A 19,591-nucleotide genomic window follows, 5' to 3' on the forward strand; every position below is an offset into this window, starting at 1 on the left:
ATTTAACTTCAATTTCCAATTTCATCTCCCAATTTTTATTTTAAACTTATTATAACACTTTTTTAAAAAACAAAAAAGGCTACAATTTTACTTGTAACCTGTCTTCTTTCACAATTTATTTATTCTATTTTTAAATTTCATAATGTGTCCACATGCTAATGATATTTATTCTTTTCTCTTCTTCTATAACTTCATACACTAGCCTGTGCTGTTTATTAATTCTTCTTGAATAATAACCTTTCAAATCTTTAGTTAAAACCTCATAGGATGGTGGCGTTTGAAAAGGATTTTTCTTTATAAGACTTATTAATTTTTCCACATTATTTTTTAATGCTGGAAATTGCTTTATTTTCTCTTTATCCTTATTAGCTTTTTTCAAAATATAAATTTTGTATTCTTCTACCATTCAAAAGCCTCGTAATCTTCATCACCAGCATTTTTTGCAGCTTCAATTTTTTCTTTCATTGTTGGATCTGATAACAAGTATAGAGTTTCTAATAAACCGTTGTATTCAGCTTCGCTAATGATAATAGCATTTCCTTTTTTAGTGTTCACATTGATAACATCATTATAGTCAATTGCCGATTCTAAATAAGAAAATAAATTTTTCCTCAAATTAGTTGCATTTGTATTTGTCATAAAAATCACTCCTTTTATTTATGTACATAATACAGTACATAGTTATAAAAGTCAAGCAATTTTTTATAATTTCTATTTTTTCCTGCTATTTATAATCTTATCCACATTATTAATAACTTCATAGTCATCTTCTCCCAATTCCACATTTTTTCCAATTGGAATATACCACAGGAATTTTGAGAAATAATCTTTTAATTTTTTATCAGAAAAATCATATCCTGCTACTGCATAAGGATAATTTCTCATTATTTTCAAATCTTCATTGGTAAGTTCTTTTAATTCATCTGCTGTTAAATATTCCGCACTGTAAGCGGCTTTTGTTAAATCATCTCTGTATTTATAGCCTTTTTCCGTTTTTTCAGGAAAATAGTAATTACCGTTTAGATATACTATTTCTGATAGATTAAATTCATCTTCAGGACTAAAATTCTTTGTTTTAAAATGTAAATATCCTTTTTTTAGTTTTGCATAAAGAACTTTATATTGCCCATCTCTATCGTAATAATTTCTATATCCGTAATCAATATTCCCTTCTCCAACTAATTTCCAGTCTATATATTTTCCATTTTTCATCTTTATTTCAGGGATTGCAATCAAAGCACTTCCAGGCTCAACAATTACTTCAAAGTCATCCACTTTTTGATTTTTCCATTTTGAAATAGTAGACCAGACATAATTAAAGTCATTGTATCCGACACCGCCACTTCCATCGTAACGATAGCTATGCTCAATTACATTTTCTCCCTTTTTAAAGTTTGCTTTAAAATAATAAACATAGCTTCTTTTATAATAGTCGGCTTCCTCTTTTGCCTTTTCTTCGTCATATTCCTTAAAATATTTTTTCACTTCTTCAAGTTTCTTTACATCCTTTGGAACAAAATCGGTTAATCTGTAAGAAACTGTATTTACACTTTTCCCATTTACAATAGTTCTAAAATTTTTAAAATGATTAACTTCATCCCATTCCTCATTTCCACCTTCAGGCGTAATAAACCCAATGTATTTCTCGCCAGCCTCAGGACTGTCAAACACAAATCTTACAGTTACCGCCATTTCATTTACTGGTCCATACTCCCCCTTGACTTTTTCCAGCTTAAAATGAAGTTTCTCACTCTTTATAGCAATATTAGACACATTCATTGGAACAATATGTCCACCTTCTGAACCAAATTCCCAATCATTTGCCAGTAAATTTGTACAAAAAATAAACATTAAGCAAAATAATAAAAATATTCTGATTTTTCTCATAGCAACCACTCCTATTTTTTATTAATTTTTTGTTTTTCATTATAAATTATACCTTGTATTAAATTTTAGTCAATATCTTTAATTTTTATTTTTAGAAAAATTAAAAGGATTAACTCCTGTTTTACACAGAAATCAATCCTTGTTAACCCATTAAATTACTTATCTAATTACAGATTTATTAATAACATAGACAAAGCAAAAATTTTAGGAGCAACTATAAATTTACTGCTTTAAAAATTTTTAAAAAATTTATTATGCTTCACTTATTCTTTCCCCTTTAAAAACTTCTTCATTAAAAGTTCCCATTTCTTTGTCTACAACAGTCGAAACTACCATTGCACCGTTTACATTTATTGCTGTACGTCCCATATCTATTATTGAGTCAATTGGCAGTACTAAAGCTACTGGAGCAAAAGGCAATCCCATTCCACCTAGTACGACTGTTGCTGCAATGTAGGCTGTTCCCGGTACTCCTGCCATACCGAACGACCCTAATGCGATTACTGTTATAAGGCTTATTAAAAATACTGGAGTAATTGCAATGCCGTTCATATTGGCAATCATTATTGCTATTACTGCTGGAAATACTCCTGCACAACCATTCATTCCTATTGTTGTCCCTAGTGTCGCTGTAAAGTTAGCAGTTGGTGAACTTACTCCTACTTCTTTTTCCAATGTTTCAATTGTTACAGGTAAAGTTCCCATGCTTGAAGTTGTTGTAAATGATAGAACTAACGGTGCTGTTACTTTCTTGTAATATCTTAGTGGATTTATACCGTGTATTGTAAGATTTAAAGATTGCATTATTACAACCAACCCTAATGAAATAAACATTACAATCAGATATGTAACAAGATTTTTAAATACTTCAAGCCCATAAGAAGCCGTCAAATCAAACATCAATGCCGCAACTCCATACGGAATTATTTTTATTATTGTAATTGTAACGCTTGTCATTACTGAAAACAATGCTTCTGTTACGTCCTTCAAAGGTTTTATTTTCTCAGGATTTTTTAATCCAACTCGGTTTGTTGCAAATCCTAGAAACGCTGTAAATATTACTACTCCAATAACACTTGTTTCTGTCATAGCCTTAAAAATATTTGACGGTATAAACGAGACTACAACATCAACAAGGCCTTTATATTCCCCTTTTCCAGCCCATGCTTCCATTCCTTCAGGTAATTTCATTCCAACTCCCAGCTTAAATGTCATTGCAATTACAATTCCAATAATCGCCGAAATAGCCACAGTCGCTGTATAATAAACTACTGATTTTATGGTCAGTTTTCTCAAATTCTCATTATTTTTAGAATTAATTATTGAATTGTAAACAGATAGCCCAACTAACGGAATAACTATCATTTTTAAAAGGCTCGTAAATCCTCTCCCTACTAACGAAGCTGCATTTGTCACATTCTTTATAACAACCTCATGCTCAGCCGCTCCCACTAATCCTAACGTTGATTGAAATACAATTCCCGCAACAAATCCTAATACTGTAGAAATTATTATCCTTGTAGAAAACTTAAATTTTTTCTTTAAATTCACATTTATATGAATCAATAAAAAGAACAGTAAAATCAAAATTACTATCCATATACTTGAAAACACTATCGCTGTCATTTTCCCTCCTAATTTTATTTAAAATTTATTCTTAAAATTTTTATATACAAATATTATCATTAATTTATTTTTATGTCAAGATATTTTTGTAATTAAATCATTTTTATAACAAATTTTATAAAATAGATTGTAAAATATATTGCGACAAACTAAAAAAATTGAAGTTTATTTCACAATTCTACAATATTCATATTTATAATTTTTATCTTGTGCTGTAATTGTACTCTTGTTAGTTTCATTGCTTTTTTCTAGTGAACTAGAATCATCAAAAATATTTTCCAAAGCATCTATAAATTCATCAAATTCATCCATTGCTTCATCCTTATCATTTCCTATCATTTCAAAAGTTTTTACATCAGCACCTTTTAGCACTTTGTCATTACAATAAACATTATTTCTATCTTTATAATAATTTTTACTAAGTATTTTTACACTATCCTTATCTACATTTAATTTTACAACCTTATTTTTCGTCAAATCAAAAGGATCTTCAATTAACAGCTTAAATACTCCATCCTTATTTTTAAAAAATATTGCATATGCAACATTAGCATTTTTACTCATATATAGTGTCTGAAATTCAATTGGGCTTATGTTTTTTAATTTATATTCTTTGTAAAAAACATTACTTTTATCTTTTTCAAAGAAATTATCCACTATTTGAAAAGTTTTTGCTTCTGCTCCTTCAATTTTATTTTTTTCAAAATAAACATTATTTTTATCCTTTGAAAAACCATTACCCATTAATTGAAAAGTTTTTACATCTATATTCTTAAATTTTTCATTATTGTAGTAAATATTATTTTTATCTTTTGAATATCCCTCTCCGATATTCTCAAAGCTCCCTTTATCAACATTTTCCAACCTTGAGATATTATAGGAATCCTCACTATTATAAAAAATTACTTCTGTATTTCTATAAATACCATTCTTATCTTTTATATATCCATCACCAATATTTTCAAAACTTTCCCTATCTATATTTCTTAATTTCATTTTTCCAGAATAAATCCAGTTTTTATCTCTTCCAAAGCCTCCACCTAAATCTTCAAAAGTTCTTTTATCCACATTATCAACTTTTTCTGCATACATTCCTTGCAAAACATAGATGCCATTTTTATTTCTAAAATAATCCATTTTACCCTTAGAATTCTCATAAAAAGTAACTTTTTTCATATCTACCGGCTCGCCACTATTTTCATACCGTATAGTCTGCCCATATAAATAAATATAATTTTTGTCTTTTCCAGTATCTTCATCCAATATTTCAAAACTATTTATATCTGCCTCCAAAATATCATATTCCTTATAGTAAATAGTATCCTTATCTTTCGCAAAATTCTCATTCAGAATTTTAAAACTCTTTAAATCGGGACTTTTTATTAAATATTTTTCACTTTTTTCATCATCTATCCGCTTTACAACCAAAGTTTTATGATAATCCTCATTATAATAAATTTTACCATTTTCAATAATGTATTCAGAAAATCCCGCATTTCCTATTAAAATTAACAAACCTAATATTCTTAAAACAGTGCTTCTCATAAAAATCCTCCTTTTTTCAAATCCATCATTCCTTTAATTATCTCACAGAATAACAATCATAATACCCGTGCTTGCTATCTTTCGCTGTTTCTACATCTGAATCATAAAATACTTTAAAACTCTTGACATCAGCTCCTTCCAAAATCTTTCCATCGCAAAAAATATTATTTTTATCCTTTGAATACAAATCGTTTATCAACGAAAAAGTCTTTGAATCCGCCTTTTCTACAACACTTAATTCGGATATTTCATTCAAAAAATACACCTTTTCCCTATCTTTCAGATAATAACTCACATCATAAACATTTCCCACAACTTCAAATCCATTAGATAAAATCTTTTCCAGCTTAATTCCCCTATAGTACACCCTATTCTTATCCGCAGAAAAGACAAAATCAATGATTTTAAAACTATTTTTATCCAGTCCTTTCAATTCATCCGCCTTCCCATTTGCAACATAATAAATTCCTGTTTTGTCTTTTACATATCTAAAATATTTTTTATTAACCACTTCAAATGTATTATAGTCAATATTCCTTAGTAAAATTAATTTCCCGTCAAATTCAAGAAAATTAATATTTCTTTCTAAAAAGTAAACATTTTTCCCATCTTTAATATAATATTCAGCTCCATCTTCCTTATTCGCAATTATTTCCATCTTACTGTTTTTCAAATTATCAATTTTCCAATAAAAATAATAAAGGGCATTCCCCGACTTTACCAAATAATTATTTACTCTCTCAATCGGCTTGCCTTCTAATTTTCCAATTTTCTTCCCTTCAAAATAGACATTATTCTCATCTTTTCCATACCAAGTCCCTTCAATCCATTCAAACGTACCAGCCTTAGCCCCTTTTACAACTTTTCCATCATAATACACTTTCCCTTTATCTGTCACATATTGATTTTTAGGCTTTTCAGCAATACTTTCACTTTCATTTTGCTTTTTATTTTCCATTTTTGCATCTTTATCTTCTCTCTTCCCACAAGCTAGAATAATTACTATCATTAATAATATTGTCATTTTTAAAATAATTTTTTTCATAAATGAAGCTCCTTTTAAAAATTTTTCTCTCAAATTGAATACCTGATACTATTTCCCATTTAAACAGCAGAAATCAAAAAAATTCATGAAATTAAAGTTATTTTTTACGAGATTATGCTATTAACTATTAAAATATCTTTTAATTAAATTTTATCATTAAGTACCTACCTTAAAGACTTTTATAGCTTTGTTTACAAATATTATGTTTAATAATACTTTTTTATTTCTTAAATGATATCTAATATAAACATACTTTAATTTAATAAATTATATCACACTTTTCATTTAAAAAACAAAAATCACAGCTAAATTAATAGCCGTGATTCCAATAAATTTTATTCTATATTCAATCCTTATCTTAAAGTATTTTGCAATAACTGAGAAAGATTTAATTTTTTTATTTAAATTTATAATCAATACTACTGTATCGGTTGTTAAGCAAAATTTTAAAAAAAAATAAGAGTCTAAAAACTCTTATTATACATTAATATTTTGTTTTATAGAAGATGATGGTGGGACTGGTGGGGATCGAACCCACAACCTACCGATTAAGAGTCGGTTGCTCTGACCAGTTGAGCTACAGTCCCATAAAAATCAAATTATAAAAATAACTCTATTCAACAATTCTTAATTATAATATCACATTTTTTTCAATTTGTCAATTTAATAATTTCTTTTTTATACATTTTTTGTATAGATGTCAAATATTTATTACAAAAATATATAAAAAAATATGTCTTTCACCTTTTTTATATTTAGTAGGCTATCTGTTTCATTCCTACCATCTGCTAATTTCAAAAAAGAGTTATCCCAATCAAGAAACAACTCTACATTTAATTTATTTACTTTCACAAGCTATACCATCTTTATCCCTGTCTAAATGTTTTGCATATCCTGGCTCGCCTTTTTTTATGTTTTTGTAACCTTTTGCACGTGCTTCCTTACAATTCTTGAAATGCAACGTTTCTGAAAATGTATTTGCACTAACAAATACCAATGTCAAAATCAAAAAAATTTTTTTCATTTTGGTTTCCTCCATTTTTTTATATTTGTAAACCAAAATTAACCCTATAAATAAAATCTATTTTTTTCAGTTTTTGATATTGGGGTGGTCTGTATCAACCTTTAAAAGGCATAGGACAAACTATATGTTTTAGTCCCCTTCGATATTGGGGTGGTCTATATCATATTATCCCAAAAAAGATACTTAATATAACAATAAATGCTGCCATTTTTCAACTCCTTTAAATTTTTAATATATTATACCTCATTTGAAAGAAATTTCAAAGAAAAAAGAATCATTAGGCTCTATTTTGCTTTAGTATTTGTCTTTTTTGTATTTGTTTTAGATTTTTCTTTTTGCTTTTTTACTCGTTCTTCATACAAACTTTGGAAATTTATAGTTGGTATTATTAAAGCGTTTCCCTCTTTATTAAACGAGGTTATAGTCGAAATATATGCTCTAATATAAGGGTAAAGTATTGCTGCTCCGTTTATTTCTAAAAATTTTTCTTTTTCATCTTCTGGTGTTTTTTCATCAAATTCAAATACCCCTAGCATTTCTATTTCTACAAATCTAGTTTTTGTCGTTATGTCTATGCCAAGCTTTACTTGATTTTTTTTATCATTCAAACCAATAGATATTCCAATTTGCCCTTCTTTTTCCCCCTCTTCTAAATCTCTTAATAGCAATTTATTTATTCTATAATTTTCAAAAGAAATTTTAGGATTATTTTTTTGTTCCATTATATTTCTCTCGCCTCTATTTTTATCCATTTTCTTGTCCTTTCTAAGCTGCCGAAGATAATCCAGAAACTTTTTTATTGTCCCAACTTAAGCTTTCTAGATATTTTTCTGCATTTGTAATATTCAATTTATTTATAAATTTTTTGATTTCATTATTAAATTCATTTGTATTTTTTTCAATTTCAAATTCTTTTATAATTCTTTCTTTATCCCTTATTTTTTCAAGTTCTATTTTCATCTTTTCTTCAATTGCAACCATCATTTTTAATTCTCTTCTATATTCTTTAGTTAAATCCATTCGCGAAATTATTATTTCTTTATTTAACTCTGGAAAAACTTTTTTGGCTTCTTCCAAGCTGATAAAAGTCTGACCTAAATTAAAAATCCCGTTTTCATAAAAAGTTTCTAATATAGCAGTACCCATTATTTTATGAAAATTCATATCTTTAATATTAAAGCCTTTTAAATAATAATAAACCCTGTAATATTCCTCTATTTCTTCGAAACCTACCAAAATATCTGGATAAGATATTTTTATTTGCTTTTTAAACTTCTCAAACACTCCTTTTACATCCATTTCAAACTCCTCCTAAATTTTATATTATAAATTATTATCTATATAATTATTGATAAACTCTGCTTGTATTTTTATATTTTGATATTCTTGTTCTATAATATGTTGCTCTTTGTAATCTGCTATTTTTCTCTGTATTTTCATATTAATGATATAACTCATTATACTTATCATACTATTATCATATTGACACAATTCTAAAAACTTTTTTTCGTGACTTCCGAGCTGATTTATATTCCCTTTTCCCAATATCCCTAATATTTGATTATCTGATGTTGTTATTTTTTGTACATTATTGCTTTTTCTTTGATCTATAAAATTGTTCATTCTTTGAAAACTGCTGTAATATAATCTGCTAACCGCTGTATCAAAATAGCCTTTTTTAGCCGCATCCTCTGCTATCTCGAAATTTTGATTTGATTTATCTAACAAACTCATTTCTAAACTCCTTTTTTAGTATTTATGAGTTATTTTTTATACATTAAATTTAATTATTCTAATTAAAGTATAAAAAACGATGTACTTTATTATATCATACCTTATGTTTTAGTCCCCTTCGATATCGGGGTGGTCTATATCCTTATGTAAATGTAAGCAAGGAGTATCTTAAGTTTTAGTCCCCTTCGATATTGGGGTGGTCTATATCCTTATGTAAATGTAAGCAAGGAGTATCTTAAGTTTTAGTCCCCTTCGATATTGGGGTGGTCTATATCATAAATGAAATTTATATAGATACAGATATTATGTTTTAGTCCCCTTCGATATCGGGGTGGTCTATATCTGTTAATGTTGTCCTTTGCGTTTTTGATAAGGTTTTAGTCCCCTTCGATATCGGGGTGGTCTATATCCCATCATATAATTGGGATTATATAGTTTTTTGAATTTTAATTGTCCCTCTATTCTTAAATTTTGATATAGATTACCCTTTTTTATATATTTTAGCACAGTTTATCTATAAAAACAAATATTTTTTTAATTTTAATGTTTGAAATGTCTGATTCCAGTAAATACCATTGTCATTCCGTGTTCATCAGCAGCTTCGATTGACTCTTTGTCTCTAATTGAGCCGCCTGGCTGTACTAATGCTTTGATACCGTATTTTGCAGCTTCGTCTACACAGTCTCTAAATGGGAAAAATGCGTCTGATGCCAGAATTGCTCCTTCCAGTGATTCTAAGTCTCCTTTGGCGTGTTCAAGTGCGTGCTGAGTTGCCCAGATTCTGTTTGTCTGTCCTGTTCCAACTCCTGTTGCCGCTCCATCTTTTACGACCACAATTGCATTTGATTTTACGTGTTTCACGACTTTCATTCCAAGTTCCATATCTTTTAATTCTTGCTCTGTTGGCTGTTTTTTCGTTACAACTTCCATATTGTCAATCATCTTCTGATTTGTCTGCTGAACTAATATTCCGCCATCAACTTTTACATATTCCACTTTATCCTGCGGTTTTGCAACTTCGCATTTTATTACTCTCAAATTTTTCTTGGATTTTAATATTTCCAGAGCTTCATCAGTAAATGCTGGAGCAATTACGATTTCTAGGAAAATTTTATTCAGTTCCTGTGCAGTTTTTGCATCAATTTCTCTATTAATTGCAACAATTCCACCAAAAATTGATACTGGATCACAATCATGAGCTTTTTTGTAAGCCATGAAAACATCATCTGCAACTGCCACACCGCAAGGAGTAGAATGTTTTACAGCACAGCAGGCAATTTCATCAAATTCATTTGCCACTTTCCAAGCAATATCCATATCCCTGATATTATTAAACGACAATTCTTTTCCATTTAACTGGACAAAATCCTTCATACTTCCATTTTCAGTAGTTGAAACGTAGTATGCAGATGATTGGTGAGGATTTTCGCCATATCTCAAGTCAAATTTCTTTTCATACGAAACATTCAAATATTTTGGATATTCCTCTTCCAGCAAGAAATTAGAGATAGCCGCATCATAAGCTGATGTCAAATTAAACACCTTCCCAGCCAGTCTTTTTTTTGTTTCAAATGAAACTTCCCCATTATTTTCAATTTCTTTCATAACTTTCTCATAGTCTTCTGTTTCGCAGATAACTATAACGTCCTTGAATGATTTTGCAGCCGAACGAAGCATTGTAGGCCCGCCTATATCAATAAATTCGATTTTTTCATCAAAAGTCTTATCTGTCTGAACTTCCCTGAAAAACGGATAAAGATTAACAACAACATAATCAATTGTCTCTATTCCTTCTTTTGCAATCGTATCCATATGTTCCTTATTGTCCCTAATTGCCAAAATTCCACCATGAATATTCGGATGCAATGTTTTCACTCTTCCATCTAGCATTTCCTTAAAATTAGTAACTTCCGAAACATCTATTACGGAAAGCCCGTTTTCCTTCAAAAACTTATAAGTCCCTCCAGTCGAAATAATTTCCACACCTTTTTGATTTAAAAACTGTGCAAATTCCAATATCCCAGTCTTATCAAAAACACTAATCAAAGCTCTTTTTTTCATTCGGCATCATTCCTCCAATATATTTTTGTTAATTTATTTTACCATAAACCCTTGTATTTATCAAGGTTGTGTAATTATTAACTTTCAAATAAAAAGCTGCCTTAAATACAAGACAGTCTTTTATCGCTTTTTTTGTTTTAATATATGTTTTAATCTTTTGCTTATAAAGCATAACATAAAATTATTTATTATTCAACTGTAAAATTGTAAATTTAAAATTATTATACAATAATCTATAAAATTAACTACAATTTAATTCCCTTATAAGCAAAAAAAAAAATAGTATAATTAAAAGGAAAATATAACTTTAAAACAAAAAGGAGGTTTTTTTATGGGATTTATTAATCCATTTCAAATTTACTCTAAAGGAGAGAATACTATTACAAATAATATTCTATTACTTCTATCAAATTTATATAGAATAAATCCAAAAATTTATGAATTATTTATAAACAGTGTTCTTCCAGAAAATATCAATTATGAGGTTATCCCTGTTTTTACACAACAAAAATCACAAAAGGAAGGAGGAATTATTGATGGGTATATTCAGACAAAAGCAACAAAAATCATTATTGAAACTAAAATTGCAGGATTAGATAATACAAAAAAACTTATTAATTACTGCAAAAACGAAAATTTATCTGAAACAAATATATTAATTCACATAAGCGATTCTACCTTTGATGAAACTACCATAAAATCTATAAATCAAAGAATAGGAATTTATAATTTTAATTTTGTTTCAATAACTTTTTCCGAATTAATTTCTTCCCTTCAGGAAATTGCGGACGAATATCCTTTTAATGAAGAACTATACCGTTTATCCAAAGATTTTTATTATTATTGCAGTTCAATGGGTCTAATAAAAAATGTATTCAGAATCGTTCCATGCAATAAAAGTTTTGAATTAAATGAAAAATATCATTTATACTTCCAACCTGAATCCAGAGGATATTCAAACCATCAATTTACTGGAATATATACTGCAAAAGAAGTGAAATATATTGGAAAAATAAACAAAGTTTTTTTGGCTGAACTTACAAAAGAAGGAAAATTAATTACTGAAAAAATTTCAGGCAATGTAGAAATTACTAGCGAGGAAGAAAACAGAATAATAAGCACAATAAAAGAATTTCCAGAAATTTATGGCTATGGAGATATTTCAAAAGGACATATTTTCTTTTTATTTGATGATAATGATTTTTGCCCAACAGAATTTAAAAAAACTTCAAAATATGGTTTGCTAGGCTCTAGATTTTTTGACTTAAAATTAGATTTAGAAATTGAAAATGTAGAAAGATTATCAACTTTAGAAATTGCAGAAAAATTAAATGACATTACTTGGTAAAAATAAATTTTAAAAGATTGGAGAAAAATTATGAAAAAATTGTTGTTAATTTTAAGTTTGTTTGTTGTAAACATTGTTGGGATGGCTTATGAGAAATGTAATCCTAAAACAATCTATGAAATTAGTGTAAATGATTTAAATGGAAGTTATTTTGGACAAAACAAAAAAGATGGAACAATTATGATAAAACTTGGTAAAAATGCTAACAAAGTACAGGCAATTCACTTTGATGAAAATAGGATTTTAAATAATTGTATTCTTGATCCCAAAATAACAGAATTTCATATTGAACATGGTTTATTTATCAATGCGATGTATGCTGAAATGATGGATGGTGTATATAATAATAATCAAGACATAAAAATAGATTATGATTCGTGTCTTGAGAAAAATCATCAATTTTGTAAAATTTCTAAAGATGCTGACATTAACGGAAATCCTGTGGGAATTTCATTTAATCAAGAAGTTCAGGATATTGAGATTCATGGAAATATAGTTGACGTTGAAAAAAGAAATGATTATAAAAAAGTAATAATAGGCGAAGATTATGAAGAAGATGATATTCCTGTATGTGCAAGTAAAAGTATTAGTGAAGAAAATTGTAAAAAAGAAAAATTTATAGTAAAATCTCCAAATGGTTATGCCAATCTTACTAGAAAAGCGTATGATAATTCGACTATTCGTGATAAAATAAAAAATGGAACAATTGTAGTCATAGATCCAATTGATATAAGTCCTTTTGATGTTGAAGGAGTATATGTTGAAGTTTTAGGACAACATAAATTTGGATACATTAATTGGAAATATTTGAAAAAGAAATAGTATTAAACATTTTAAATTTAAAATTTAGGAGAAATATAAATGGAAAATAATAATGTTGAAAACAAAAATTTAGTAAAAATTCTAATTGGAATAATAATTGCACTTGTTCTGGTTATAGGATTTATCATCATAGGTGGTGGTATTTACCAATTTGTAAGTATGAAAAATAAAATAAGCGAGATGGAAAAAGTTCAAAAGGAACAGGAAAAACGACAGTTGGAAAATCAAATGATGGCTTCAGTACAAACTCAGGCTAAAGAGGACAACAAAAAAAGTGAAACCAAAACCAACGAAACTAAGACTGAAACAAAAGAAGTTGATCCATATGAAAGAAGATTTACAGCTTCTGATATGGATTATACACTTGTTGAAATAAAAGGAATAAGAAGTAATAACAAAATATTAGTTCAAGTTTTGGATGGAAAAGATAAAGGAAAAAAGGGATATATAAATTTAAAAGGCTTTAAAAACATAAGCACTTCTTCTCTAAAAAAATATATCGGTACAGTTTGGGCTGCAACAGGTATCAGTAATGGAGTAGAAATAGAATACGGTTTAATACTTCATTTACCAAATGCCAGCAGTAATCAGTTAGCTGAATATAATTTAAATAAATTGCTCATAGAAAGCAAAATGTCTGGAGATTCAGTCATTAAATACGACTGTGAACGTGACACAGCAAGAAATTTTGTACAAAATTATGATCCTTCAGCTTGTTATTAAATATTCAAAAAAATACTCAGACAACTAACCACACTATTGTTTGAGTATTTTTATACTAACTATTTTCAAAATTTAATAGACAATTTATTTTTGATTCTTTTTAATCTTCTTCAACCACTCATCTGCCGCCTTTTCAAATTTATTTTCCCCATGTTCATAAAATTTGATTTTTTCATTCATATAAATTTGGTCTACATAATGATTTTCATAATTGTGTGGGTATTTGTAGTCTTTTGCTCCAACTTTTGTGAGATGAACTGGCACTTCCTGAATTTTTTCATTTTCAATGTGGCTTAGTGCTGAATTTATGGCATTATAGGCTGAATTGCTCTTGGGAGAAATTGCGAGATAGATTGCCACTTCAGATAAGATAATTCTGGCTTCGGGCATTCCAATTTCCTTTATTGCATTAAGCCCTGCCACAGCAACTGGTAAAGCCTGCGGATTTGCAAGCCCAATGTCTTCAGAAGCTAAAATCACAAGCCTTCTTGCAATATACAAAATATCTTCGCCACCAGACAGCATTTTCGCCATCCAGTAGACAGCCGCATCAGGATCACTTCCACGAATGCTTTTTATCATCGCTGAAATTGTATTGTACTTGTCTGCTGTCCTGTGATATGATTTTTTTGTATTCAAAATTTCCTTTACTTCTTCCAGCTTAAACTCCACTCCAACATTTGTTATCAGTTCCAAAATATTTATAGCCTGCCTTGCATCCCCTTCGATTATTTCCGAAATATATCCTAAAATATCATCTAAAATTCCAAAATTCTCCTTTTCATTAATATTTTTCAATATTTTAAGCAAATCATCCTCACTCAGCTTCTTAAATTCAAACGCCATACATCTTGATAATAATGCGTTATTCAAGTTATAATAAGGATTTTCAGTAGTCGCTCCAATTAAAATAATATTTCCATTTTCCAAATCTTCCAAAAGTGAATCCTGCTGCAACTTGTTAAATCTATGAATTTCATCTAAAAATAGTAATGTCTGCTGTCCATTTGTGTGAAAACTGCTGTGTGCCTTATCAGAAATATTCTTTATATCTATTACAGAGGCTTTTATAGCATTCAAATATTCGTAATGGTAATTCATTTTATCAGCGATTATCTCTGCAAGCGTAGTTTTTCCTGTTCCCGGTGCTCCCCAGAAAATCGCATTCATAAAGTTTCCACGTTCAATAATCTTCCTCAAAATCCCATTTTCCCCAACCAATCTCTTCTGACCATAAAAATCATCAAGACTTTTTGGACGGTATCTAAATGCTAGCGGCTTCTTATCTTCATATACTTCATCAAATAAATTCATTTTTTATATTTCCTTTTTTATAATTTTATTTAATTTTCTAAATATTAAAAATACAAATAAAAATTAACTTCTAAATAAGTAATTATTCTTTTTTTCTTTTAAAATTTCTATTTGTTGTTCTAATAAATAATTTTCCTCTTTCATTCCCCTTCTCCTTAAAACAAAAAAGTCTTGTCATAACTTATTTAAATACGACAAGACCGATGATCAAAACGATCAATTTATCTTGAATTAAGTATATCACTAAAACATTAATTCGTCAACAAATATTTTAATTTTTTTTAAATAAAGTAAATTACAAACACAAATATCATTTTTCAAAACTTTAATCATTAAACATCAATATTTTCAACAGTTTTAAAAACTATTCTTCTCCATAAAGTTTCTTTTTATTATCTGAAAAAACGTTTAAAATTAATATTATTATAACTATTACAACAACAGATGATGTTAAATAAAAATAATAATTAAACACTACTTCCTGCATATTTGCATTTTGCATTATTTCTCTTATAAATCCAGAGAGTGTTTCCATTTTCCAGCCTTGACTTGTTTGAAGCAGATATAAATCTAAAAATAGCCCAACAAAATAAAAAATTATCATTAGAATTATTGAACTTACGCCAGCAAAGATTATTGCAAATAGACTCTTTTTCTTATTATTCTCATAAACTTTAATTGAAAATAAACACATTGTCAATAAAAATCCAATTAACTGCATCCCTTTTATTCCTTCTAAAACTCCCGTTTTAAAAAATATAGTAATTTTATCACTCAAAGAAATACTTCCAATATTTTTAACTATCGAATTTATCATCGAAAAAGTCACTCCAAGTGCAAATAAAACAAAAGTTATCACGATTATAACAAAAGTCCAGAATTTTATTTTATTCAAATTCTCCTTACCAAATCTAGCCTTCATCATTTTTATAAAAATAACACTTAATATAATCAGTACAACAAGGCTAAATAACGTCTGAACAAGCGTTACCATTTCTCCAGCTTTCAAATCTCCTGTTTTTGCCACACTATTGAAATAATAACTGCCAAAAATACCTCTTTGAAAAATTAGAACACCCCACGTAAAAATCATTATTCCAACTATTTTAACAGCTCCCAATAAAATATCAATAAAATTCCTATTTTCTATTTTTTCAAAATTTCTCATAAAAGCCTCCATTATATTTTAAATTTTTGTAAATCAACATTTACAATTTTAAGTATGATTTATTTCTCTTAAAAACTGTACTCTTTATAATCAAACCAGACATACCACAGTATTTTTTCTTTCTGATTAGGATACTCCCCAACAAGTTCTGTTACTATTGCTAATTCTTTTATTACTTCACTAAGCCACACATCTTCATCAGCTTCATCGTAATAAATTTCATATTTCACCATTTTCTCTTCGGTTAAGTAATCACCAATTTTCAAATCTTCTGCTGGAAAATACTTCTCATCTTTTATATCAATCTTTACAATTTTTCCAGTTTTTGGATTTGCAAATAATGAATATTTCTGTCCCTTGTCTTCATAGAACAAATACTGACAATATTTTTTTAGATTTCTTTTCTCTGATTCAGGAATTACTTTTTCAATGTGATTTCCTAATTTTATTCCGCTATATTTACGGTTAATTTTAATATTTTCATCTAGTTTGACTTCTATTTTCCCTGTATCAAAATATCTCTTTAAGATTTTTTCAATTAACCTCAATTCATCCCAATAATATTTTTTTAAATTTACAAATTCAGGAACATCAAGATTTACGTTGTATTCCTGCAAATTATTTAAAAACTCCTGAGTATTCCCTATTTCAATTTCATCAAACCATTTATTATTAACAATATACTTTCCTTCTTTTTTACTTATATAAAAAAAAACGCAAAAAGCATAAATATCTCTAAATACTGCAATAATAAATGGCTCTCCATCCTTTACTTCTTCGTTATAAATCAAAAATTTATTTTCAAAATTTCCATTTTTGACTTTTACATATTTTTCTGTATTGTTTAAAATGTCACAAAGTAATTCATAACTTAAATTTTCCTTAATTATTATCTCTTCTTCTCCACTATCTGTTTCTTCTTTTTTATACTGATTATACAGCCACAATTTTAATTTTTTACTCATAAATTTTTTTAAAAGAAAGCTATCCCTAAATATTTTCTTTTCCCATAATGACTTATTCAACATAACTGAAAAACCTCATCTAATTTATTTCCCATTATATCATAAAAAGAGAACTCTGAAAATGTTAAAGTTTTCATTTCAAATTTTTACTTTTTTACTCCCTATTTACTTTTTTACCCAACCATATTATAATACATTTACCACAAAATGAATTAAAAAATTCAAATTTTAAATATAAAAAATTGAAAGGCTAATAACAATGAAAAAAAATATCTATTTTTATGAAACCAATACTCCAATTGGAAAAATTGGACTTGCCACAACAGAAAATGATTCTCATATTACTGATGTAATCTGGAATTATGAAATTGAAAAATTGAAAAATGATGATAACTTTCAAATTAAAGAAACCGAGTTAATAAAAAAGGCAAAAAATCAGTTATTTGAGTATTTTTCCAAAAAACGAAAAAATTTTGACTTGCCACTTTTAAAAGAAGGAACTCCTTTTCAAAATTCCGTCTGGAACGCTCTTGAAACAATTCCTTACGGCGAAACCCGTTCCTACAAGGATATAGCAGTTGCAATTAATAACGAAAAAGCAGTCCGTGCAGTCGGAATGGCAAACAATCGAAATAAAATCTCAATTTTTATTCCCTGCCATCGTGTAATTGGTATGAATGGAAAGTTAGTCGGATATGGTGGAGGACTCCATATAAAAGAGTTTTTATTGGAACTGGAAGGCATTGAAATAAAATAGCAGATTCTCAATAAATTGATTATAATATGTTTGAATTTTGAAATTTTGAAAGAAGGAATATTAATGAATAATAAAAATTATGGATTAAATTTTAATTTTATAACTTTAAGAGTAAAAAATATCGAAAAAATGAGAGATTATTATTTAAAATTACTAAAAATGAAAGTTTTAAAAGATAAAAAAGAAAACGGAAAAAGAAAGATTCCTAAAAATGATAACTCTACAGGTGTTGAAGAAATACATCTATCATTAGTTAAAGAAAAATTTGAAAAAAATTTCCCAAATACAAAAGAAAATACAGTAACTATTGACACTCCAAATAGAATAAAATTATTTGTATCCAAAGAAACCAAATAAATAGAGTAAAATAGAAGAAATAATATTTTCGTTGATTTTTATTATTTTTTATGTTAAAATTTTATTAACAAAAATAACAAGAAAGGGTGTGAATTTTATGATAACCGTTTCTATAAACGCTCATCCTGACATAGAAGATAAAATAAACAACTATGTTAAGGAAAATAATATCAATTTAAACCAAGTAATGTTAGATTTAATTCTTGAAAAAATCGAAGATGAAGAGGACTACAAATTGGCTGTTGAGGCTTATGAAGAGTATAAGTTAAACAAGGAAAAAGCAATTTCATTTGAAGATTTAGTAAAAAAAATGGGATTGGAAAATGAAATATAAAGTTATCATCAGACAAAAAGCTGAAAAACAATTAAATAAACTAGATGATTCTATGAAACTAAAAATTATGAGATACATTAAACAAAATCTTAATAATACAGATAATCCAAAAAAATTTGGTAAAGCATTAAGATACAATCTGAAAGGATTTTGGAGATATAGAGTTGAAAACTATAGAATTATTGCAAAAATTGAAAAGGATAAATTAGTCATTTTAATTGTTCAAATAGATAAAAGGGATAAAATTTATATTTAGAATTATTTCTAAATTTATTGGGTTAATTGAGAATTGAAAATATACTCGAACCCATTTAAAATTAAACTGATAGAAATTATATAATTTAGGGTTTGAGTAAAATAGTCATAATTTTTGAGTTCTGTTTTAAACTAGTTTTACTATAATAAAAACTGTCTGATATTCTTATTTTTAGGGATAAAGGGCAGTTTTATTTTATTATTATTTTATTTAATTTTATACTAAACTCTGTTTAAAAATGAGAATAAATTTTTATAATAGGTTTTTTCAATAGTTAACTCATAATCATTCAATTTTTTTCTATTTTATTTTCGTAGGATTGCTCATTGCCGAAAATCCTTATCTTGCAGTAAAGATTTATCCTAATAATTAAAATTGTGGAAAGATTGCTACGCAACCTATGGCTAGTCTACAACATTTTCCTGCACTGACAAAAAACTCGCTATGCTCAAACAGTTTTGCCAGCATAGAAAAATGCTCCGACGGATTAATGGTTTAGTATTATTTAATTGTACTGTCAGATAAACAAAAAATTCTTTTAAAATCTTTCATTTATTTGTCAGGATAAAAAAAATTTTTTTATGGGTTGTAAATTTTTTGATAAAAAGTTAAAATATAGTATATT

The 19,591-nt window shown here is 27.6% G+C and carries 21 protein-coding genes and 1 tRNA gene; 7 read left to right on the forward strand and 15 right to left on the reverse strand.

Going from position 1 to position 19,591, the window contains the following annotated elements; all coding sequences use genetic code 11:
* Nucleotides 1–130 precede the first annotated feature (130 nt).
* From AB8B23_RS07830 to purH, 12 genes are all read right to left on the reverse strand, one after another.
* The gene (locus AB8B23_RS07830; RefSeq protein ID WP_369712283.1) at nt 131–406 is read right to left on the reverse strand and encodes a Txe/YoeB family addiction module toxin; all 276 of its coding nucleotides are present in this window, start codon (nt 404–406) and stop codon (nt 131–133) included.
* Nucleotides 400–639: a type II toxin-antitoxin system Phd/YefM family antitoxin gene (locus AB8B23_RS07835; RefSeq protein ID WP_315288341.1), complete on the reverse strand. Its 240-nt coding sequence runs from the start codon at nt 637–639 to the stop codon at nt 400–402. The genes AB8B23_RS07830 and AB8B23_RS07835 overlap by 7 nt, the downstream gene beginning before the upstream one ends.
* Nucleotides 640–711: 72 nt before the next feature.
* On the reverse strand, nt 712–1,887 hold the full coding sequence (locus AB8B23_RS07840; RefSeq protein ID WP_369712284.1) for a YARHG domain-containing protein: 1,176 nt from the start codon (nt 1,885–1,887) through the stop codon (nt 712–714).
* Nucleotides 1,888–2,139: 252 nt separating this feature from the next.
* Nucleotides 2,140–3,513 (reverse strand): cation:dicarboxylate symporter family transporter, encoded by a 1,374-nt coding sequence (locus AB8B23_RS07845; RefSeq protein WP_369712285.1) that lies wholly within the window; start codon nt 3,511–3,513, stop codon nt 2,140–2,142.
* Nucleotides 3,514–3,678: 165 nt separating this feature from the next.
* Nucleotides 3,679–5,058 (reverse strand): DKNYY domain-containing protein, encoded by a 1,380-nt coding sequence (locus tag AB8B23_RS07850; RefSeq protein ID WP_369712286.1) that lies wholly within the window; start codon nt 5,056–5,058, stop codon nt 3,679–3,681.
* A 37-nt stretch (nt 5,059–5,095) separates the two neighbouring features.
* On the reverse strand, nt 5,096–6,103 hold the full coding sequence (locus AB8B23_RS07855) for a DKNYY domain-containing protein (RefSeq protein WP_369712287.1): 1,008 nt from the start codon (nt 6,101–6,103) through the stop codon (nt 5,096–5,098).
* A 510-nt stretch (nt 6,104–6,613) separates the two neighbouring features.
* Nucleotides 6,614–6,690: transfer RNA gene (locus AB8B23_RS07860), tRNA-Lys, on the reverse strand.
* Between the two features lie 251 nt (nt 6,691–6,941).
* Nucleotides 6,942–7,127, reverse strand: a complete 186-nt coding sequence (locus tag AB8B23_RS07865; protein ID WP_369712288.1) for an excalibur calcium-binding domain-containing protein — start codon at nt 7,125–7,127, stop codon at nt 6,942–6,944.
* Between the two features lie 284 nt (nt 7,128–7,411).
* Nucleotides 7,412–7,879, reverse strand: coding sequence for a protein-export chaperone SecB (locus AB8B23_RS07870; protein ID WP_021743218.1), 468 nt, complete (start codon nt 7,877–7,879; stop codon nt 7,412–7,414).
* A 13-nt stretch (nt 7,880–7,892) separates the two neighbouring features.
* Nucleotides 7,893–8,426 carry a hypothetical protein gene (locus AB8B23_RS07875; protein WP_021743217.1) on the reverse strand — a complete coding sequence of 178 codons (534 nt, stop codon included), beginning with the start codon at nt 8,424–8,426 and terminating at the stop codon, nt 7,893–7,895.
* Nucleotides 8,427–8,450: 24 nt separating this feature from the next.
* Nucleotides 8,451–8,861: a hypothetical protein gene (locus AB8B23_RS07880; protein WP_021743216.1), complete on the reverse strand. Its 411-nt coding sequence runs from the start codon at nt 8,859–8,861 to the stop codon at nt 8,451–8,453.
* Nucleotides 8,862–9,401: 540 nt separating this feature from the next.
* The gene (gene purH, locus AB8B23_RS07885) at nt 9,402–10,922 is read right to left on the reverse strand and encodes a bifunctional phosphoribosylaminoimidazolecarboxamide formyltransferase/IMP cyclohydrolase (RefSeq protein WP_369712289.1); all 1,521 of its coding nucleotides are present in this window, start codon (nt 10,920–10,922) and stop codon (nt 9,402–9,404) included.
* A gap of 331 nt (nt 10,923–11,253) precedes the next feature.
* On the opposite strand from purH, the gene AB8B23_RS07890 reads away from it, so the two are divergent.
* Genes AB8B23_RS07890 through AB8B23_RS07900 form a run of 3 tightly spaced genes read left to right on the forward strand, consistent with a single transcriptional unit; the run spans nt 11,254 to nt 13,815 of the window.
* On the forward strand, nt 11,254–12,270 hold the full coding sequence (locus AB8B23_RS07890; RefSeq protein ID WP_369712290.1) for a hypothetical protein: 1,017 nt from the start codon (nt 11,254–11,256) through the stop codon (nt 12,268–12,270).
* A gap of 30 nt (nt 12,271–12,300) precedes the next feature.
* Entirely contained in the window at nt 12,301–13,092 is a 792-nt protein-coding gene (locus AB8B23_RS07895; protein WP_369712291.1) for a hypothetical protein, read from the forward strand.
* A gap of 39 nt (nt 13,093–13,131) precedes the next feature.
* On the forward strand, nt 13,132–13,815 hold the full coding sequence (locus tag AB8B23_RS07900) for a hypothetical protein (RefSeq protein WP_369712292.1): 684 nt from the start codon (nt 13,132–13,134) through the stop codon (nt 13,813–13,815).
* 84 nt (nt 13,816–13,899) lie between these two features.
* Here AB8B23_RS07900 and AB8B23_RS07905 read toward each other — a convergent pair whose 3' ends face one another.
* The 3 genes from AB8B23_RS07905 to AB8B23_RS07915 all read right to left on the reverse strand — a co-directional run bounded on the left by AB8B23_RS07905 (nt 13,900) and on the right by AB8B23_RS07915 (nt 17,325).
* The gene (locus tag AB8B23_RS07905) at nt 13,900–15,129 is read right to left on the reverse strand and encodes a replication-associated recombination protein A (RefSeq protein WP_369712293.1); all 1,230 of its coding nucleotides are present in this window, start codon (nt 15,127–15,129) and stop codon (nt 13,900–13,902) included.
* A 364-nt stretch (nt 15,130–15,493) separates the two neighbouring features.
* Nucleotides 15,494–16,297, reverse strand: a complete 804-nt coding sequence (locus AB8B23_RS07910) for a hypothetical protein (protein WP_369712294.1) — start codon at nt 16,295–16,297, stop codon at nt 15,494–15,496.
* 68 nt (nt 16,298–16,365) lie between these two features.
* Nucleotides 16,366–17,325 carry a hypothetical protein gene (locus AB8B23_RS07915; protein WP_369712295.1) on the reverse strand — a complete coding sequence of 320 codons (960 nt, stop codon included), beginning with the start codon at nt 17,323–17,325 and terminating at the stop codon, nt 16,366–16,368.
* Between the two features lie 196 nt (nt 17,326–17,521).
* Between AB8B23_RS07915 and AB8B23_RS07920 the strand changes: the two genes are divergently transcribed.
* The 4 genes from AB8B23_RS07920 to AB8B23_RS07935 all read left to right on the forward strand — a co-directional run bounded on the left by AB8B23_RS07920 (nt 17,522) and on the right by AB8B23_RS07935 (nt 18,966).
* Nucleotides 17,522–18,019: a methylated-DNA--[protein]-cysteine S-methyltransferase gene (locus AB8B23_RS07920; protein ID WP_369712296.1), complete on the forward strand. Its 498-nt coding sequence runs from the start codon at nt 17,522–17,524 to the stop codon at nt 18,017–18,019.
* 63 nt (nt 18,020–18,082) lie between these two features.
* Nucleotides 18,083–18,376: a hypothetical protein gene (locus AB8B23_RS07925; protein ID WP_369712297.1), complete on the forward strand. Its 294-nt coding sequence runs from the start codon at nt 18,083–18,085 to the stop codon at nt 18,374–18,376.
* Between the two features lie 97 nt (nt 18,377–18,473).
* Nucleotides 18,474–18,710 (forward strand): DUF6290 family protein, encoded by a 237-nt coding sequence (locus AB8B23_RS07930; protein WP_026746023.1) that lies wholly within the window; start codon nt 18,474–18,476, stop codon nt 18,708–18,710.
* On the forward strand, nt 18,700–18,966 hold the full coding sequence (locus AB8B23_RS07935; RefSeq protein WP_021743204.1) for a type II toxin-antitoxin system RelE family toxin: 267 nt from the start codon (nt 18,700–18,702) through the stop codon (nt 18,964–18,966). The genes AB8B23_RS07930 and AB8B23_RS07935 overlap by 11 nt, the downstream gene beginning before the upstream one ends.
* Nucleotides 18,967–19,591 lie beyond the last annotated feature (625 nt).

Source organism: Leptotrichia sp. HSP-342 (assembly GCF_041199995.1).
Lineage (GTDB): Bacteria > Fusobacteriota > Fusobacteriia > Fusobacteriales > Leptotrichiaceae > Leptotrichia > Leptotrichia mesophila.

Excerpts from the sequence above, each read along its gene's own strand:
- AB8B23_RS07830 (WP_369712283.1), bottom strand. The coding sequence starts at position 406 with ATGGTAGAAGAATACAAAATTTATATTTTGAAAAAAGCTAATAAGGAT.
- AB8B23_RS07835 (WP_315288341.1), bottom strand. The coding sequence starts at position 639 with ATGACAAATACAAATGCAACTAATTTGAGGAAAAATTTATTTTCTTAT.
- AB8B23_RS07840 (WP_369712284.1), bottom strand. The coding sequence starts at position 1,887 with ATGAGAAAAATCAGAATATTTTTATTATTTTGCTTAATGTTTATTTTT.
- AB8B23_RS07845 (WP_369712285.1), bottom strand. The coding sequence starts at position 3,513 with ATGACAGCGATAGTGTTTTCAAGTATATGGATAGTAATTTTGATTTTA.
- AB8B23_RS07850 (WP_369712286.1), bottom strand. The coding sequence starts at position 5,058 with ATGAGAAGCACTGTTTTAAGAATATTAGGTTTGTTAATTTTAATAGGA.
- AB8B23_RS07855 (WP_369712287.1), bottom strand. The coding sequence starts at position 6,103 with ATGAAAAAAATTATTTTAAAAATGACAATATTATTAATGATAGTAATT.
- AB8B23_RS07865 (WP_369712288.1), bottom strand. The coding sequence starts at position 7,127 with ATGAAAAAAATTTTTTTGATTTTGACATTGGTATTTGTTAGTGCAAAT.
- AB8B23_RS07870 (WP_021743218.1), bottom strand. The coding sequence starts at position 7,879 with ATGGATAAAAATAGAGGCGAGAGAAATATAATGGAACAAAAAAATAAT.
- AB8B23_RS07875 (WP_021743217.1), bottom strand. The coding sequence starts at position 8,426 with ATGGATGTAAAAGGAGTGTTTGAGAAGTTTAAAAAGCAAATAAAAATA.
- AB8B23_RS07880 (WP_021743216.1), bottom strand. The coding sequence starts at position 8,861 with ATGAGTTTGTTAGATAAATCAAATCAAAATTTCGAGATAGCAGAGGAT.
- purH (WP_369712289.1), bottom strand. The coding sequence starts at position 10,922 with ATGAAAAAAAGAGCTTTGATTAGTGTTTTTGATAAGACTGGGATATTG.
- AB8B23_RS07890 (WP_369712290.1), top strand. The coding sequence starts at position 11,254 with ATGGGATTTATTAATCCATTTCAAATTTACTCTAAAGGAGAGAATACT.
- AB8B23_RS07895 (WP_369712291.1), top strand. The coding sequence starts at position 12,301 with ATGAAAAAATTGTTGTTAATTTTAAGTTTGTTTGTTGTAAACATTGTT.
- AB8B23_RS07900 (WP_369712292.1), top strand. The coding sequence starts at position 13,132 with ATGGAAAATAATAATGTTGAAAACAAAAATTTAGTAAAAATTCTAATT.
- AB8B23_RS07905 (WP_369712293.1), bottom strand. The coding sequence starts at position 15,129 with ATGAATTTATTTGATGAAGTATATGAAGATAAGAAGCCGCTAGCATTT.
- AB8B23_RS07910 (WP_369712294.1), bottom strand. The coding sequence starts at position 16,297 with ATGAGAAATTTTGAAAAAATAGAAAATAGGAATTTTATTGATATTTTA.
- AB8B23_RS07915 (WP_369712295.1), bottom strand. The coding sequence starts at position 17,325 with ATGTTGAATAAGTCATTATGGGAAAAGAAAATATTTAGGGATAGCTTT.
- AB8B23_RS07920 (WP_369712296.1), top strand. The coding sequence starts at position 17,522 with ATGAAAAAAAATATCTATTTTTATGAAACCAATACTCCAATTGGAAAA.
- AB8B23_RS07925 (WP_369712297.1), top strand. The coding sequence starts at position 18,083 with ATGAATAATAAAAATTATGGATTAAATTTTAATTTTATAACTTTAAGA.
- AB8B23_RS07930 (WP_026746023.1), top strand. The coding sequence starts at position 18,474 with ATGATAACCGTTTCTATAAACGCTCATCCTGACATAGAAGATAAAATA.
- AB8B23_RS07935 (WP_021743204.1), top strand. The coding sequence starts at position 18,700 with ATGAAATATAAAGTTATCATCAGACAAAAAGCTGAAAAACAATTAAAT.